General features: G+C 39.6%; 12 protein-coding genes and 1 tRNA gene. 3 read left to right on the top strand and 10 right to left on the bottom strand.

Annotated features, from left to right (window positions below; translation table 11 throughout):
• Positions 1 to 7 precede the first annotated feature (7 nt).
• The 4 genes from Q0037_RS03810 to Q0037_RS03825 all read right to left on the bottom strand — a co-directional run bounded on the left by Q0037_RS03810 (position 8) and on the right by Q0037_RS03825 (position 7,338).
• Positions 8 to 1,513, bottom strand: coding sequence for a peptide MFS transporter (locus tag Q0037_RS03810; RefSeq protein ID WP_297515690.1), 1,506 nt, complete (start codon positions 1,511 to 1,513; stop codon positions 8 to 10).
• Positions 1,513 to 3,171, bottom strand: a complete 1,659-nt coding sequence (locus Q0037_RS03815) for a peptide MFS transporter (RefSeq protein ID WP_297515692.1) — start codon at positions 3,169 to 3,171, stop codon at positions 1,513 to 1,515. Before Q0037_RS03815 ends, Q0037_RS03810 begins: the two co-directional genes overlap by 1 nt.
• Positions 3,172 to 3,247: 76 nt before the next feature.
• Positions 3,248 to 5,146, bottom strand: coding sequence for a peptide MFS transporter (locus Q0037_RS03820; protein WP_297515695.1), 1,899 nt, complete (start codon positions 5,144 to 5,146; stop codon positions 3,248 to 3,250).
• A 23-nt stretch (positions 5,147 to 5,169) separates the two neighbouring features.
• Complete coding sequence (locus Q0037_RS03825) at positions 5,170 to 7,338, bottom strand: S9 family peptidase (RefSeq protein ID WP_297515696.1); 2,169 nt, start codon at positions 7,336 to 7,338, stop codon at positions 5,170 to 5,172.
• Between the two features lie 167 nt (positions 7,339 to 7,505).
• On the opposite strand from Q0037_RS03825, the gene Q0037_RS03830 reads away from it, so the two are divergent.
• The gene (locus Q0037_RS03830; protein ID WP_297515700.1) at positions 7,506 to 8,843 is read left to right on the top strand and encodes a hydroxymethylglutaryl-CoA reductase, degradative; all 1,338 of its coding nucleotides are present in this window, start codon (positions 7,506 to 7,508) and stop codon (positions 8,841 to 8,843) included.
• Between the two features lie 134 nt (positions 8,844 to 8,977).
• A complete protein-coding gene (locus Q0037_RS03835) occupies positions 8,978 to 9,895 on the top strand; it encodes a GYDIA family GHMP kinase (protein WP_297515702.1) in 918 nt (305 codons plus the stop codon).
• A 53-nt stretch (positions 9,896 to 9,948) separates the two neighbouring features.
• Here Q0037_RS03835 and Q0037_RS03840 read toward each other — a convergent pair whose 3' ends face one another.
• The 6 genes from Q0037_RS03840 to Q0037_RS03865 form a co-directional block, all read right to left on the bottom strand.
• Complete coding sequence (locus Q0037_RS03840; RefSeq protein WP_297515705.1) at positions 9,949 to 12,039, bottom strand: peptidylprolyl isomerase; 2,091 nt, start codon at positions 12,037 to 12,039, stop codon at positions 9,949 to 9,951.
• 233 nt (positions 12,040 to 12,272) lie between these two features.
• The gene (locus Q0037_RS03845; protein ID WP_073361595.1) at positions 12,273 to 12,473 is read right to left on the bottom strand and encodes a hypothetical protein; all 201 of its coding nucleotides are present in this window, start codon (positions 12,471 to 12,473) and stop codon (positions 12,273 to 12,275) included.
• 4 nt (positions 12,474 to 12,477) lie between these two features.
• Entirely contained in the window at positions 12,478 to 13,020 is a 543-nt protein-coding gene (gene lptC / locus Q0037_RS03850) for an LPS export ABC transporter periplasmic protein LptC (RefSeq protein WP_297515709.1), read from the bottom strand.
• Positions 13,020 to 14,258, bottom strand: a complete 1,239-nt coding sequence (locus Q0037_RS03855) for a hypothetical protein (RefSeq protein WP_297515711.1) — start codon at positions 14,256 to 14,258, stop codon at positions 13,020 to 13,022. Before Q0037_RS03855 ends, lptC begins: the two co-directional genes overlap by 1 nt.
• Positions 14,259 to 14,273: 15 nt before the next feature.
• The gene (locus Q0037_RS03860) at positions 14,274 to 15,524 is read right to left on the bottom strand and encodes a hypothetical protein (protein ID WP_297515714.1); all 1,251 of its coding nucleotides are present in this window, start codon (positions 15,522 to 15,524) and stop codon (positions 14,274 to 14,276) included.
• Entirely contained in the window at positions 15,517 to 16,248 is a 732-nt protein-coding gene (locus tag Q0037_RS03865; RefSeq protein ID WP_297515717.1) for a type III pantothenate kinase, read from the bottom strand. Before Q0037_RS03865 ends, Q0037_RS03860 begins: the two co-directional genes overlap by 8 nt.
• 99 nt (positions 16,249 to 16,347) lie before the next feature.
• On the opposite strand from Q0037_RS03865, the gene Q0037_RS03870 reads away from it, so the two are divergent.
• Positions 16,348 to 16,420 (top strand) — tRNA-Phe (locus Q0037_RS03870).
• The last annotated feature ends 107 nt before the right edge of the window (positions 16,421 to 16,527 follow it).

The raw sequence follows: 16,527 nt of genomic DNA on the forward strand, positions 1-16,527 counted from the left end.
TTACAAATTATTTCACATCCTGCATCAATTTTCGGACCAAAGGCGAAATGACGATGAGCACGACACCAGCAATCAATGCATAGAGTGCCAATTGTTGGTAGCCATCCGCATACGTGTTGAGTTTCTGAAGATTGGTGGCATTTTTAGAGGCTTCGGCAATTCCTGCTCCGAGTAGTCCTGCAAAATACTGTCCGTAAGCACTGGCCAAAAACCACATTCCCATGATCACGGCTTGGGTTTTTTGGGGTGATAATTTGGTCATCGCACTCATGCCTATTGGCGATAAACACAACTCGCCAAAGGTGATAACAAACCATCCCAATGTAAACAAATCCAACGAGGTTTTTCCATCGGGACCTGCGAAGAATTTGGTATAATAAAATACCCAAAAACCACCTGCCAAGAACAAGAATCCCAATCCAAATTTGACGACCGTATTAGGCTCAATTTTCTTTTTAGCCATCCAAACCCAAACCATTCCTACCAAAGCAGCGAAAACAATTACAAAAAGTGAATTGGCAGAATTGTTGACTCCATTGGGGTCTAATTCAACTCCAAGCACTGTATTTTGTAAATTATTGGCGGCAAATAAACTTAAAGAACCTCCACTTTGTTCAAAGAATGCCCAAAAGAAAATTGAGAAAACAATAAAAATAAGCGCCGCTAATAACTTTAAATTTTCTGCTTTGGAAAAGTTCTTCATTTCATAAAAAAGATAAACCACCGCTAAGGGGCCAATAACCTTCATAAAATAATCGGTATAGGTTGTATTGGCTACCATTTTTATGATAATCGGAATAAAAATCAAAGAAGCAATATAGGTTCCAATCTCTAAGCCTTTACGTTTTGAGACCTCCATATGGGTCAGCGGTGACAATCCAATTTCGCCCAAGCTTTTTTGGGTTTGCGTAAAGGTCAGTAAACTAATAATCATGACGATAGAGGCAAAACCAAACGCATAATTCCAACGCAAGTTTTCAGCGACAAAGGAACTCCATAGGGTTCCGTTGGCCACAGCAATACAGATGTAACCACCGATTAATGCTCCTAAATTTACCCCAGCATAAAACAATGAAAATCCCGCATCACGTCGAGGATCATTGTCTCTATACAGTTGCCCAACCATTGAGGAAATATTGGGTTTGAAAAATCCTGTCCCTACAATGGTAAAGCCAATTCCTGTGAAAAATAACTCTTTGGGACTAATGGCGAGAATTACACTACCGATAATCATTAGAATTCCTCCCCAAAACAAGGACCTGCGTAAACCTAATATTTTATCGGCTAACAAGCCCCCAATAAATGTAAAGGCATACACCCAAGCTTGGGTAGCTCCATATTGTAAATTGGCGGTTGTTTCACTCATCTTCAGTTGACTCACCATAAATACGGCCAGCATTCCGCGCATGCCATAGAAACTGAAGCGTTCCCACATTTCACTAAAGAATAAATACCACAGTTGCTTTGGGTATTTTCCTTTAAAATTTTGAATTTGTTCGATCATTGTCTCCATTAGCGAATTCCATTTTCACGCATCACCGCGTTCAATCGTTTTAAAAGAATAAACATGAGTGAGGCGGCAAATAAAAGCAAGGCAAAGTTTAGCCAGAAGAAATTGGATTTGTCTTCGTAACTGTCCCACATGCTCGCTAATACCCCAGATAATTTATTTCCGATAGAAGTTGCCAAAAACCAACCGCCCATCATTAAGGAAGTGATGTTACGGGGACTCAATTTGGATACCACCGACAACCCCATCGGACTCAAAAACAACTCCCCAATCGTGATCACACCATAGTTGGCTACCAACCACCAAACGGATACTTTTTCAGCGCCATTTTGTCCTGCTTTTACAGCGGCGACCATAACTAAAACGGACAAGGCCGAAATCAACAAACCAAAAGCAATTTTGGTGGGCGTCGTCGGTTCTTTTTGTCGGTGACGTAAAAAAGTAAAGAAAGCGACCACCAAAGGCGTTAATAGAATCACCCAACCTGGATTAATCGACTGACTTAAATTGGAGGACCAGGTGTACACAGATGCTTCTTCTTGTGGTTTCTTTTCTGGAGCTACATTACGGAAGTACAAAGGATAATCGACCGTTTTTACAACTTCGCCATCTTTCTTTTGAATACGGAAATATTCATCGTAAAGGGCAACGCTATCTTTTTTATAATGGAGTGTATCTACCAAAACAAGTTTTGACCCAATTTGTTGTGCAGTGCCTGTTAACTCGCGGTCGGTGTATTTATCACCCCAATTATTTAAGGCCGATCCATTCAGTTTGAATACAGCCCAAAATAAAATAACTACCGCAAAAATGGATAACAAAGCTCCAATGGGTCGTTTTTCTTCAGCTTTGGCTTTAAAGTATAAACTTCCATAGAAAAAAATCACAGGAATACACGCAAAAATGAAGGCATCGGTACTATCGGATCCGAAGATGTAACTATCGGTATTGGTTTCAGAAAAAGTGCCCTTCAACATCCAACCAATGACTCCAAAAATAACGGAAGGCAAAAGAATGTACAGCACAATTTTACTAAACGGCATATCGCCAGGTTGTTCTCCTTTTTTATCGGTTTTATCACCGTAATGTTTGGATCCTAAGATGAAAACCAGAACCCCAATAAACATCCCCACACCTGCAGCCATAAAGGCATATTGCCATCCGAAAAGAATTTTAAAAGCGGCGCCAAAAAAGTTGCAAATAAACGCTCCAATATTGATGCCCATATAGAAAATATTGTACCCTTCGTCTTTCTTTTCTTTGTATTGATCATCGTTGTAAAAGTTCCCTAAAAGCGTGGAAATATTGGGTTTGAAAAATCCGTTTCCAAGAATAACGAGGGTCATTGCCACATATAGCATGGGTAAACTGTGAATGCCCATCATCATGTATCCCGCCCCCATCATGAGTCCGCCAATAACAATCGATTTTTTATATCCCCAATAACGGTCGGCGATTAATCCACCGATGAAAGGCGTTAAAAAAACCAAGGCAATAAAGGTTCCGTACAAATCGGATGACTCTTTCTCGGTCATGGCAAATCCTGCTTCTACATCTTTGAGATACAAGGTAAAAATACCGATCATTAAATAATACCCGAAACGCTCCCACATTTCCGATAAAAACAAGTAAGGCAAGGCCTTAGGATGACTTTTCCACATAATTATTGAGTTAAAAAACAAAACCTACAAGCAGCACTTGTAGGTTTGAAAGATATAAAAATATTTTCTAATCTAATTATTGGATTCCGTGCATCATTTTTTTCAAACGAGGCGATAATAAGGCTAAAATCAATGCTGCAATACCACATAAAATGACAAACACCATAAAAAACTCATATAAGTTGTGGATTTCGAAGCCAGCAAACTTTTTATGTTCAACACTAATTATCTTCTCACTTTTTATCTTTTCTAAGTCAGAATCACTAGGATAAACCAACTGCTCAGGTTTAATTTTAGCATTTTTATCTTTCTTTTTTATTTCACTTATCATTTTGTTATTTTGATCAATAACTTTCTTTAAATCGACTTTATTTGCATCAAGTTTTTCCTTGTCAATATCTGCTAAATTATATTGTGCAAGTACAAATAACTCTTTAGCTGAAGGATCATGTTTTTTATCTAAAACCTCTTGTAAACTAATTCCTTGTTCTTGAGCGGCTAAATATTTATCCCCAGTAGCTGGAAGAATAGCCCCCAACGACCCTGCCAAGGCATAGCCCGCAGCATTCGAAATAAAGAACACCCCATACAATAATGAAGCAAAACGTTTTGGCGCTAATTTCCCCACCAACGACAATCCGATGGGAGACAAACACAATTCGCCAAGCGTTTGAATGAAATACAATAACATCAACCATTTAATGGCCAACAAGCCTGAATTTCCTAAATCCTTTACATTGTGAGCGATGATAAAATAACTCAATGCGATAAAGGCCAATCCAAAAGCTTGTTTCATAGGAGATACTGGTTCTTTTCCTGCAGCACGCAATTTATCCCACAACAAACTAAAGGGCAAAGCCATCATTACTACAAACACGCCATTGAAAATTTGCACCATAGAAGGAGGCATATTCCAACCGAAAATGTTACGATCCGTTTGATTGTCTGCAATGAATGTTAAAGAGGAGCCCGCCTGTTCAAAAGCAGCCCAGAAGAAAATAATAAAGAAAGAAACGATGTAAATCACCCAAATACGTTGGCGCTCAATTTTCGTTTCGGCTGAACTCATAATTAAATACGCTAAAGAAATCCCAGCAGAATAGATGAAAGGATAGATAATTCCTTTGATCAATTGCCCCATTTCGACTGATGAGAACCCGAATTCGCCAACCAATATATAGCGGAAAACAAAGAATAAAACCCCAAAAACAACAAAAGCAATCCCAATGGAAGACCCTTTAAATTGCGCCGTTTGTGTTTCTCCTTCTTCAAAATCATTGGCATCATTGTTTTTTGGCAAGCCGCCAATTGGACGCCCTTCAGGGGTGACCACATATTTATTTTTTAATAAAAAGAACGTGATAGTTCCAATGATCATTGCAATTGAAGCAGCTAAAAAGCCCCATTTGAAAGCAAAAATATCACGAACTCCCGTTTCAGCATCTTTCACATCGCCTACCCATGGACAAATGAATTGACCCAAAAAAGCACCGATATTGATTCCCATATAGAAAATGGTAAAGGCCGAATCTAACTTGTTTTTTTCTTGCTTGGGATACAAACTTCCCACCATGGAAGAAATATTTGGCTTGAAGAAACCATTTCCAAAGATGATAATAAACAAGGCGATCCACATGAATAACTTGGCACCGCCTAAACTACTATCAAACGTTGAGGCACTGATAAACAACAAAAACTGTCCAATGGCCATTAGGGTTCCCCCCAGCATAATACTGTATCGGTTACCGATATATTTATCGGAAATAAATCCACCTAAAAGTGGGGTTAAATAACAAAGGGCTAAAAATCCTCCATAAATAATGGCGGCATCTGCTTCTTTGATTAATAAGGAATTTACCATAAACAAGGTTAATATGGCACGCATTCCATAAAAATTGAATCGCTCCCACATTTCGGTTCCAAACAATACCCAAAGGCCTTTTGGATGGCTTCCTTTTGTTGCTACTTCACTCATAATCGATTATTGGTTTTAGTTAGTTATAGTTTCTCTTTAATAAAATTGGTCATTTTGGTGTAGAGTTGTAACCGCGTTTTCCCACCATAGATACCATGGTTTTTGTCGGGATAAATGGCCCAATCAAATTGTTTGTTGGCTTGCACTAAGGCCTCAATCATTTGCATTGAATTCTGTACATGTACATTGTCATCGGCGGTTCCATGGATCAACAAGAAACTTCCTTTCAACTTACTGACGTGGTTGATGGGTGAATTCTCATCGTATCCCGATGGGTTTTCTTGAGGTGTTTGTAAATAGCGCTCGGTGTAAATCGAATCGTAAAAACGCCAGTTGGTCACGGGAGCCACCGCAATGGCCATTTTGAAAACGTCTGCCCCTTTAAACAAACAGTTGCTTGCCATAAATCCGCCATACGACCAACCGAAAATACCGATACGGTTTTTATCAACATAGGCATAGTTACCCATTACTTTAGCGGCATCAATTTGATCTTCTACTTCGTATTTCCCCAATTCCTTTTGCGTACATTTTTTGAAAGCCGCTCCTTTGAATCCGGTGCCTCGACCGTCAACACAAACCGTAATATAGCCTTGTTGTGCCAACATCATAAACCAATAATCGTTGGTATCCAACCAGTCGTTGGCCACTTGTTGCGAACCCGGACCCGAATATTGATACATAAATACGGGGTATTTCTTGGTGGCATCAAAATTCTTAGGCTTGATCATCCAAGCATTGAGTTGGTGCCCTTTTTCGGTAGTCAACACCAAAAACTCTTTGGTGGGTAAATCGTATTTTTTGAGTTTTTCAATCAAAGCCGAATTTTCGACGATCATTTGTACTTGCGCTCCATCCTTGGCTTGATTCAAGGTATAGGTAGGGGGTACCGTGGCAGAAGAATACGAATGGATAAAAAATTCAAAATTGGGACTAAAAGTCGCTGCACTGGTTCCCGCTTGATTACTCAACTTCACTTTCTTTTTGCCGTCTAAGCCAATGCGGTAAACATCGCGTAGTGTGGAACCATTCTCGGTGGATTGATAGAAAACGGTTTTCGTTTTTTCATCAAAACCATAATAAGCGGTGACTTCCCAATTGCCTTTGGTGACTTGGTTTTTCAATTTTCCTGTTTTATCATAAAGATAAATGTGGTTCCACCCGTCTTTTTCGGAGGTCCAAATAAAACTATTGTCTTTCAAAAACGTTAGGTTATCAGTAACATCCACATACGCATTGTCCTTTTCATTCAAAACCACTTTAGCATCCGCTGTGGTTCCGTCAATAAACAACAAATCCAAATTGTTTTGGTGGCGATTCAAGACTTGTGCACACAACACATTGGCATCATTAGTCCAACGCATGCGGGCAATATAAAAATCGTTGTATTGGGACAAATTCACTTCTTTCTTTGCAGCTGTTTTTAAATCGTAAATATGCAAAGAAACCAATGCATTTTTCTCTCCCGCTTTGGGGTATTTAAAACGCTCTTGGTTGGGATACAAATTTTTGCCGTATACATCCATTGAAAATTCGGGCACTTCCCGTTCGTCAAATCGGATAAAGGCAATTTTCTGACTATCGATACTCCAATCAAAAGCACGTACAAAAGCAAACTCTTCCTCATACACCCAATCGGTAATCCCATTGATAATCGCATTCTTCTCCCCATCGGTGGTTAACGCTGTAGATTGTCCGGAAGCGAGGTCGTATACAAACAAATTATTGGCTTTGGCATACGCAATTTTTGTACCATCAGGGGAAAAGATAGGTTCTTGCACTTGTTCCAAAACTTTGCGAAGGGACTTGGTCGTAACCTCATAAACATAATAATCGGCCGTAAAGGAATGGCGATAAATGGGATTGGAATTGTTGGCAATCAAGATTTGTTTTTCATCCGAACTAAAGGTATAACTATCGATACCATCCGATAATTCTTTATGATTTTTAGTATCCAAAAGGGTACTAATCTTTTTTAAAGTGGCATAATCATACAAGTCTATTTGCTGACTTCGGGAACTGCGATCGGTGTTCAACACCGTGTATTGATTGGACAACTTCATGGCCTGCAACTCATCCATCCCTTTGGCGCGAAAAGCACCTGTATAAATCTCCTCAATTGTTAATTTTTGTTGGGCAGAAGTCACTAACCCAACGAATAAAAATAAAGCTGTAAGCCTTTTCATTAGCATAATTCAAAAAATGAAAATTATCGAGTTCAATTTTAATGAAAAAAAAGCAAACTACCTTATTTTTTTAGCCAAAATACAACTAAACAAGGCATTTTATTTCCTTAAATTTACTTCATTCAAAGGGTTGAAGATGTATCTTTGTCATACTAAACGATAATCGACTGAAAATGAATCAAGCCGTTTCTGGTTTTTCAAAATTATCCAAAGAGGAAAAAATCCAATGGATCGCACAAACCTATTTCCATACCCCCGAAGAGGCTGAAAAAATCTTCAAACAATATTGGAATCAGGATGCCAAACTGCAACAATTGCACGATGAATTTATCGAAAATACCATCTCCAATTTCTACCTCCCGATGGGTATCGCGCCCAACTTCAATATCAACGGCACCTACTACTCTGTGCCCATGGTTATCGAAGAAAGTTCGGTCGTAGCGGCTGCGGCCAAAGCAGCCAAATTTTGGAGCACCCGTGGCGGATTCAAAACACAGGTAATTGCTACTGAAAAAATTGGGCAGGTACACTTTTTGTTTCAGGGCGAGGCGCAAAAACTCCAAGCCTTTTTTGAAAAAAACAAAACCGTTTTCTTAACCGAAACCGAACCCATTACGCGTAACATGAACAAACGAGGTGGTGGTATATTGAACATTGAACTCCGCGATATAAGTAGCGAATTGGCACACTATTTTCAGTTGCATGTTACCTTCAACACCAAAGATAGTATGGGGGCCAATTTCATCAACTCTTGTTTGGAACAAATGGCCAAAACCTTGTGTCGTTTGGCGGCTGAAGAACCAACTTTTTCCGATTCAGAAAAAGCCATTACCATCGTGATGAGCATTTTATCAAATTATGTTCCCAACTGCGTGGTTCGTGCCGAAGTATCATGCCCCGTGACTGATTTGGCCGAAAATCTTCCGCCAGGCAGACCCGGCGCTATTGTAAACGGACATGCCTTTGCTGAAAAATTTGTGCAAGCAGTAACCATTGCCGAAATCGAACCCTACCGTGCCGTTACCCACAACAAAGGAATTATGAATGGAATCGACGCCGTGGTTTTAGCAACCGGTAATGACTTTAGAGCCGTTGAAGCGGGCATTCATGCCTACGCTGCTCGAAATGGGAAATACAGCAGCTTATCGCATGCCAAGATCGAAAATGATCGCTTTACCTTTTGGATGGACGTCCCCCTAGCCCTAGGAACGGTGGGTGGACTCACCTCGTTGCATCCACTGGTGAAATTGGCCTTAGAGATTCTGGGAAAACCCACAGCTCAAGAGCTGATGCAAATCGTTGCAGCCACCGGCTTAGCACAAAACTTTGCCGCCTTGCGTTCGTTAACAACAACCGGGATCCAAGAAGGACACATGAAGATGCACTTAAATAATATTCTTAATCAATATCATGCCACAGCCGACGAACGAAAAGCCATTCACGCACACTTTACCGAGCAAACGGTTACGCATGCTTCGGTGGTAGAGTTAATTGAAAATCTTCGGAAGTAAAATAAGGAGCAAGAACATTGTATTCTTGCACCACACCCCTCCGGCTTTCGCCTGTATCTCCCCCTCCTCTTGTCGGGGAAGGATATCGGCTCTATCCGGGCTAATTAAAAAAACTGTATTCCAAAACACTTTTTATGAAACAAACGTTTTATAGCAACGGAAAACTGCTCATCACTGGCGAATATGTCGTTTTGGACGGGGCACAAGCGCTAGCCCTCCCTACGCGCTTTGGACAAACCCTACACATAAGTTCGGGAGAAAACCAATGCATTCAATGGACCAGTTTTGACCACGACAAAAGCTGCTGGTTTGAAGCCACCATTCCATTTGAATCCATCATCCGAAAAACAAAAGTAGATGCCGCAGCAAACATTAAAAATACGCTAATTGAAATACTGCATGAAGCCTACTTAATGAATTCTGAGCTTTTGCATCAAGCCGCGGGATTCCATATCGAAACCGAATTAAGTTTTCCCAAAAATTGGGGATTGGGCACCTCCTCTACCTTGATAAATAATATCGCACAATGGGCAAAAGTGGACGCCTTTACGCTGTTAAAACGAAGTTTCGGGGGGAGTGGTTACGATGTGGCTTGTGCGCAAAACAACGCCCCAATACGCTATCAATTGCAAAACGAACAACCTGTTATTCAAACGGTGTCTTTTGCACCAGCCTTTACGGAACATCTCTTTTTTGTGTACCTCAACCAAAAAAGAAGTTCCAAAGCAGCCATTGCGGCCTATTTGGATAAACAAGGTAATATTGAAAAAACAATTCTACAGATCAATGCTATTACACAACGGGTAATCGCGGCACAACATTCCAAAGAATTTGCGAAAGCGTTGCGGGAACATGAAATTGTTTTAAGTGATGTTCTCGAAGAAATGACGATCCAAGAAGCCCTCTTTCCCGACTTTGATGGGGTGATTAAAAGTTTGGGGGCTTGGGGCGGTGATTTTGTTTTGGTCGTTTCTCAAGAAAACCCAACCGATTACTTCACCGAAAAAGGATACCCTGTGGTGGTTCCTTATGCAAAAATGATTCTTTCCTAAATAAAAAAATCCCGAAGTGCTTCTTCGGGATTTTTTATGTAATTCAGTATCGATTAATAGAATTCTAAACGATTGTCTTGAATATCGGCTGCGTTGCGTAACGATGGAATCACACGATTTGCATTTTGAGCAGCTTGTTGCTTTAAACGCATTACATTCTCATCATATTTCGCGATTTTTGGTGCTTTGGTCACTGCTTTGGTTTTGACCACATACACCCCAGATACACCTTCGATAGGCTCAGAAATTTTATTCTTTGGCGTTCCAAAAGCAGTACCAACTACCTTCGCTTCCATACCTACGCTTGGGAGCATAGGACTCTCAATAGAAACCGCAGGAATGTTCATCACCGAAGTTTTATTGGCTTTGGCAATAGCTTCCAAGGAACTTCCTTTCATTTTAGCCATAATCAATTGCGCTTTCTTTTCATTTTTAAGAATGCCCTCAACAGAAGGACGAGCATCTTCAATTGGCGTCAACCCTTTGGGATTAATTTTTTTCAAACGCGCAATAACGTGCCCTACGTTGGTCACTTCAAAACGTTTCACATCGCCAATAGCTGTATCTTCACTGTAGGCCCATTTCACCACTTGACGTTGATTGCCTGCAGCACCTAAAGCTTCATCCATCGCCTTAGCTTTGATAGACTCCACTTTTAACCCTGATTTTTTGGCAAGTTTGGCAAAGTCACCCTTCGCTGCATCCATTTCAAACTGAGTCGCTTTGGTATACGCTTCATTGGTAGTGGCTTCAGAAGGTTGAATTTTTTGGGCAATAGTAGCCAAACGAATACCATCTTGCTTATCCGTAACATTAATGATGTGGTATCCAAATTCAGATTCCACTAAACCGATGGTTCCCACAGGATTATTGAATACAAAATCGTTGAAAGGTTTCACCATTTGGTTGGGACCGAAATACCCTAAGTCACCGCCCTGTTGCGCCGATGAGTCATCCGAATTGGTTAATGCTAACATCATAAAGGAACCTGGATTTGCTTTCGCTTGTGCCAATAAACTTTCGGCTTTAACTTTCGCTTCTTCTTTGGTTCTTTTTTCTTTTTTCTGAACGCGATCAATCCCTTCCCAGCTAATCAAGATATGACTTGCTTTGGCTTTTTCATTGGCTTTACGACCCATCATTTTACTCAAACAATAGTAATCACCATCTACATAAGGACCATAAATTTCACCGTTTGGCAAGTTCACCAATGCATCGGCTACGGCCGCAGGCAATTGTTGTTTGGTCACGTAAGTAGAATCGTAAGAACGATCGGAATTGTTGGCCACAAATTCAGCCACATTTGTCGCAGTGTTAAAACCGGGTAACGTATCATTTTTACCTGTTTCTTTGTTGTACTCCACAGTTGAATTCAACAAAGCCATTAACTTCGCTTTAGCTTCCTCTTGATCTTTATTAGAGGGTTTATCTTCTACCAATACATACTCGATTTCACGACTTTCTTCCGCTTTAAAACGTTGTTCGTGTTTTTGCATGTAGGCTGTGATCTCTTCATCGGTTACTTTTACTTCACTATCTTTGATCGAAGAGTACATTACGCCAACGTAGTCAAAGTCCACTTTATCTTGTTCTAAAGCATATTTGAATTTTCCTTCCACTTGAGTCACATACATCCCAGCTTTCACTAGGGTGTTGTAGATTTGGAATTTTCCATTAAGCTCCATGTCCTTTTCTTGTTGCTCGAACATTTTGGCTTGCTCTGGATTGTTTTTGAAAAACTCTTTGAATTTATTCAAATCAAATTTTCCTTTGTTTTGGAACATTGGGTTAGCACCGATATTGGGATCTTTTTTGAAGGTTTCCAATTTGAAGGTTTCGCCCACACGAATTCCCGCTTTTTCAAACTGATCTACCAAAAGTGTTTTATTCACTTCAATATCCCAAGTTTGGTTAGCAGCTTGCGTCTGAGTCATTTGCCCCCCTTGCCCACTTTTTTCAAGATTCGCTACTTTCACTCTAAAATCTTCGAAGGCGATGTCTTTCCCATTGACGCTTCCTACATCATGCGATTGTTGGCTCAATCCATTGGTAAACAAATCTTGCACCACAAAAGCCAATAAGGCAAAACCAATAATCAGTAAAAGCAATCCGGAACGATTTCTAATTTTCTGTAAAACTGCCATTGTATCTACTATATTTTTATTTCAGTCTGCGAAAATACAATTATCTATGAAATAATTACAATCGTAGTTGGATAATTTACGCTGGAAAGCGATTTTTTTTTGAATGATTTCAAATCGCACGATTACGCTACCAATTTTTCAAATTTTGATAGTAAATAAGGAAAGTTTTTAGCCTTAATTTATCCTATTTTAAAAAGAATAAGGGCTTCAACTGACTGAAAATTGGGTGATTTTTATTTTCTGCCTTGGGCGTTTTGACGGTCTTGGAATTTTTTGGCAAAATGGCGTCGAAAGAAAAATAAAAAAAGGGAAACCAGCGCAATCCCTACACTAATCCAAGGTTTGGGTTCGTCGTTCCAATGCGTAATCGCATCAAAAGCAAAAATTCCCGCTGCCACTAAATACAAGTACTGTGTAATTTTCAAATAGCCCATAATGTTACTCTGTTTTATCTAAAGCCCCTGAGACTCGTTGCGAGTTTATAATTTTCAAATCTTTACTAAAATCAACACCTTCGCCATAGGAAACCCCTTTGGGATCGGTAAATTTATAGCGTCTTTCGGTAAAAAACCATTCGTTTTTTTGATCAAAATAAAGTTGCTCCGTTTCAAATACCTGTCCCGCGGTGTTACTGATTTTGACGTTCCCTTGTAGATCAAATAAGTCGGTATCTTTAAAACTCACCGCATATTTGGCTGTGACAAATGTGGGTAAGCCTTTGTTATCGTAAAGAGTAACGCGAACCCCTTTTGGAAATTCGGTGTAGGGATACTTTACGGTGGCATAATCAAGCATTTTGGGACTCTCCAACACCGATTTAATCCGACCCGAATCGGTGTATTTGACATGAATAGAATCGGCATCACCGCTGGGCGTAAATTCGGCATACACTGATTTTTGAACTTCACGTAACTTGCTTTCACATGCCAAAGTGCTCCAAAAAACAATAAAAACACCGAGTATCCCTAGCGCTTTTTTCATTACCAGCTTACAGTTTGATTGATCCAACATCCTACGGCTACAGTTGTCTTTTTACCATTAGGTGTGGTGACATTTTTACGATATTCATCGGCTTTCTTTTGAGCGGCGGCTGCAAATCTTTTATCTGCTGCTGCTGCTTTTAAGACCGTTTTGGCAGCCAGTACATAAACAGCTTCGGCAGATTTACCCTCCAAATCACATTCTTTTATGGCATTTACATACACCTCACCCATTAACAAGCTAACTTTTGCGTTTTTGGGATCAGCAATCTGGGCTTTTTCAAGATAGTGCATTGCCGCTTTATTATCACTCCCCAAGAGATACATGGCAACTTGACAGGCGCGATCGGACTTTAACTTTCCTTGCTTTTCCAGGGTTAGCGATTCATCAAAATAAGTCAAAGCTTTATTTAAACTTCCTTGATTTTTGAGTGCAACGGCATAATAATAAGCCGTAGTAGCATTTTGCTCCAATTGATGCGATTGTTCAGCGCGTGTTAGAAAAATGGGGTCCATTTCACAAAACTTAGCCAAAGCTTCTACCAATCCTTGCATCCAAAATGGATTCGATACATCTTTATCATCCGCTTTGTGTGCAAAGGCATCCAAACTCATTCGATTCAATTGATCCTTCAACCGCACTTGCATCGTTTGTTGAAGTGCATCATATTCTGAGGAAAACTCAGAAAACTTTAAACGATTAACATTGCATTTGGCTACTACATCGAAAAAGAGCGTAAGCAATTTCTGTTCACCATTTTCCTCTTTATAAAAATTTTGATATTGCACTTCAAAATAGGCCAATAAATACGATGGATCGCGAAAAGACTCTTTTTTTTCTTTGAAGGCAAGATCAAATGCTTTTTTTATTTGTTCCGCTTTAAAATCGTCTTTGTACGAATACATTATAAAAGCAACTTTGGAAAACATTTCCATCCCATTGTTAGGAAACAACGCATTGTACTGATTATAGTATCCAAGGAGAGCATCAACTTCTATTTTCTTTGATTTTGGATCTTTGGCATTCTCAATAGAAGCCGTGTAAATTACCTCTCCTTTTTTGAACTCAGACTCTGTCTTACTTTCGCATTGAGCAAGATAATCTTTCCACAAGATGGATGCCTCTTCAAAATTCTTTTCATTAATAGCTGTATCAAAATCTTTTGTTAGCGTACAATTTTTTTGACCAAAAACGGTAGCACAAAAAATACATATCCATAAAGTCCAATTTGCTCTCATAGTTCATGCATTTAATTAATCATACTTTCTTCTTTGGAACCATTGATCGTTGAACGAAAATGAGAATCCTACATTGAAATAACGCTCTCTCACCAAATTATTGCTTTGTGTACCTCGAGAACCATATTCAAATACAAAATTTACGTTTGAAAAAGTCCCACGTACGGGCAAGCCAAGTCCAAGTGTAGCCGCTGTATCTGTTATGGACTTATCATTTAAAATCAACCCTGTATTCTCGTACCGAAGTCCAGCACGGTAAACTACACGGTCAAAGTAACTTGAAAACGATTTATAGTTGGGGATATAATAACCCCCAAGGCTAAAACGCGTCGCGTTCTCAAAGCGAACATTCGTGATATCATTATTTCGATTTCCAAAATTACTCGCATTTTGAAAAAGAAGATTGGCCCCAATCGTCCACTTGTTGGTTTGCCCAAAACCAAAACCAAAATCCATTTTAGAGGGTAGTTTGACCTTGGTATCTGCTACCTGTAAATCCTGAGTTTGCCCTGGTATCACGGATTCAGAACCTCCAATAATCCAGCTAATCAAAGACAATTGGCGCGTATTGTTGAATGTAAGATTGGCTTCGGGACTGAAAACAGCACTTGTGTAGACTAAATATTTCTTCTTAAACAATTTTTGGTAGCGTAAACCGATATTATAATTTACCCCAGAGGCATTAGAGGTATTAATTTCGCGGGTGGCAAATTCTACACCAGGAAAAGCACTGATGGATTTGGTCTCAATATTTCCGAAATTATAATTAAGATCGGCTCCAATTGAAAAGTTGGGGGTCACTCTAAAAGATGTTGCAAAATAAACTTTATTGATGCCACCTGTTCCCGTATACTGGCGAATAATCGATGAATTTAAATCGTTTAATACATTATAACCTACGGAAGAAAAAGGCATTAATCCCAACGAAAACGCAACTTTTTTGGTAGGAATCACGACGGCTATGTAGTCTAAAGCAGTGGTGCGTGTTTGGGCACTTTGTGTATTGGATTCTATTTGGTTGGTTCCATAGGTAGCCCCTACGGCAAAAGTGGTCAATCGAATAGCCGAATGATAGGCTGGATTTTGTAAATTAACGTGAATACTATCCCCGTGTGCTGTGATACTTCCCATGGCACGGTTTTCAATGGTTCCTTTGAATCGAACATCGCCGATACCGTAAAACGAATAGGGTGAACTAGTTCCTTGCTGTGCTTCAACCACCCCGGAGCACAATGTTGCGAAAAGGAATAAAAAATTTTTAATCATTATGTTGATATTGGTATACATATACTAGGCTCTCCAACAGAAAATTTGGATTGGCAAATATGCTATTTTTTAAATGAGCAGCCAAAAAATTGGCATCTCCGCCGGTTAAAATTATACTAAAGTTATGATTTTCTTGAGCATATTGTGCAATTACACCCTCAATTTCGAAAAGAATGCCTTGGAGTACCCCTGAATGTATCGAATTTTCAGTCGAATCACCCGTTAGGGAAAATTCATCAACTAGGGATAGCAAGGGTAATTGAGTAGTATACTCGTGAAGGGCTTTGTAGCGCATATGAATCCCTGGACTAATTGCACCTCCTTTGTAGACATCTTGATCCGTAATAAAGTCATAGGTAATACAGGTTCCTGCATCAATAACCAAACGATTTTGGTTGGGATAGGCTAATACTGCCCCTGCCGCCAATACCATACGATCCAATCCCAAGGTTTGAGGCGTACGGTAAGCATTCACAAATGGAAACGTATGCTGCCTTTGAATAGTCCATTTTTTTAAAGATTGTGGCAACCCTTCTAAAACAGTTTCATGTTGTAACGTGACCGATGAACTGCAAACTGTATTTATTTTTGGAAATCGTTGCAAAAGCGACTCCAAGGTTTGGGACGCTTGTGCTACATCAAATCGAAGCATCTCTACTAAGGTATACTTCTCAAAGACAGCAGCTTTGATTTGTGTATTCCCAAAATCAAGGACTAAAAGCATGTAATGGTTATTTAGGAGGCAAAAATACGAATAGATTTTTTTTGATTTTTCTTTTGGATAAATTAAAAATGATTCTATATTTGCACCCGCATTAGCAACGGTACCTTAGCTCAGTTGGTAGAGCAACGGACTGAAAATCCGTGTGTCCCTGGTTCGATTCCTGGAGGTACCACAAAGCCCAAATATAAATTTGGGCTTTTTTATTTTTTAGCCATGACAACGTTATATTTTTTATACTCCAAAAAAAAGGATACTTACTATGTAGGGGAAACTCAAAAT

Source organism: Flavobacterium sp. (assembly GCF_027482425.1).
Classification (GTDB): Bacteria; Bacteroidota; Bacteroidia; order Flavobacteriales; family Flavobacteriaceae; genus Flavobacterium.

Excerpts from the sequence above, each read along its gene's own strand:
- Q0037_RS03810 (WP_297515690.1), bottom strand. The coding sequence starts at position 1,513 with ATGGAGACAATGATCGAACAAATTCAAAATTTTAAAGGAAAATACCCA.
- Q0037_RS03815 (WP_297515692.1), bottom strand. The coding sequence starts at position 3,171 with ATGTGGAAAAGTCATCCTAAGGCCTTGCCTTACTTGTTTTTATCGGAA.
- Q0037_RS03820 (WP_297515695.1), bottom strand. The coding sequence starts at position 5,146 with ATGAGTGAAGTAGCAACAAAAGGAAGCCATCCAAAAGGCCTTTGGGTA.
- Q0037_RS03825 (WP_297515696.1), bottom strand. The coding sequence starts at position 7,338 with ATGCTAATGAAAAGGCTTACAGCTTTATTTTTATTCGTTGGGTTAGTG.
- Q0037_RS03830 (WP_297515700.1), top strand. The coding sequence starts at position 7,506 with ATGAATCAAGCCGTTTCTGGTTTTTCAAAATTATCCAAAGAGGAAAAA.
- Q0037_RS03835 (WP_297515702.1), top strand. The coding sequence starts at position 8,978 with ATGAAACAAACGTTTTATAGCAACGGAAAACTGCTCATCACTGGCGAA.
- Q0037_RS03840 (WP_297515705.1), bottom strand. The coding sequence starts at position 12,039 with ATGGCAGTTTTACAGAAAATTAGAAATCGTTCCGGATTGCTTTTACTG.
- Q0037_RS03845 (WP_073361595.1), bottom strand. The coding sequence starts at position 12,473 with ATGGGCTATTTGAAAATTACACAGTACTTGTATTTAGTGGCAGCGGGA.
- lptC (WP_297515709.1), bottom strand. The coding sequence starts at position 13,020 with ATGAAAAAAGCGCTAGGGATACTCGGTGTTTTTATTGTTTTTTGGAGC.
- Q0037_RS03855 (WP_297515711.1), bottom strand. The coding sequence starts at position 14,258 with ATGAGAGCAAATTGGACTTTATGGATATGTATTTTTTGTGCTACCGTT.
- Q0037_RS03860 (WP_297515714.1), bottom strand. The coding sequence starts at position 15,524 with ATGATTAAAAATTTTTTATTCCTTTTCGCAACATTGTGCTCCGGGGTG.
- Q0037_RS03865 (WP_297515717.1), bottom strand. The coding sequence starts at position 16,248 with ATGCTTTTAGTCCTTGATTTTGGGAATACACAAATCAAAGCTGCTGTC.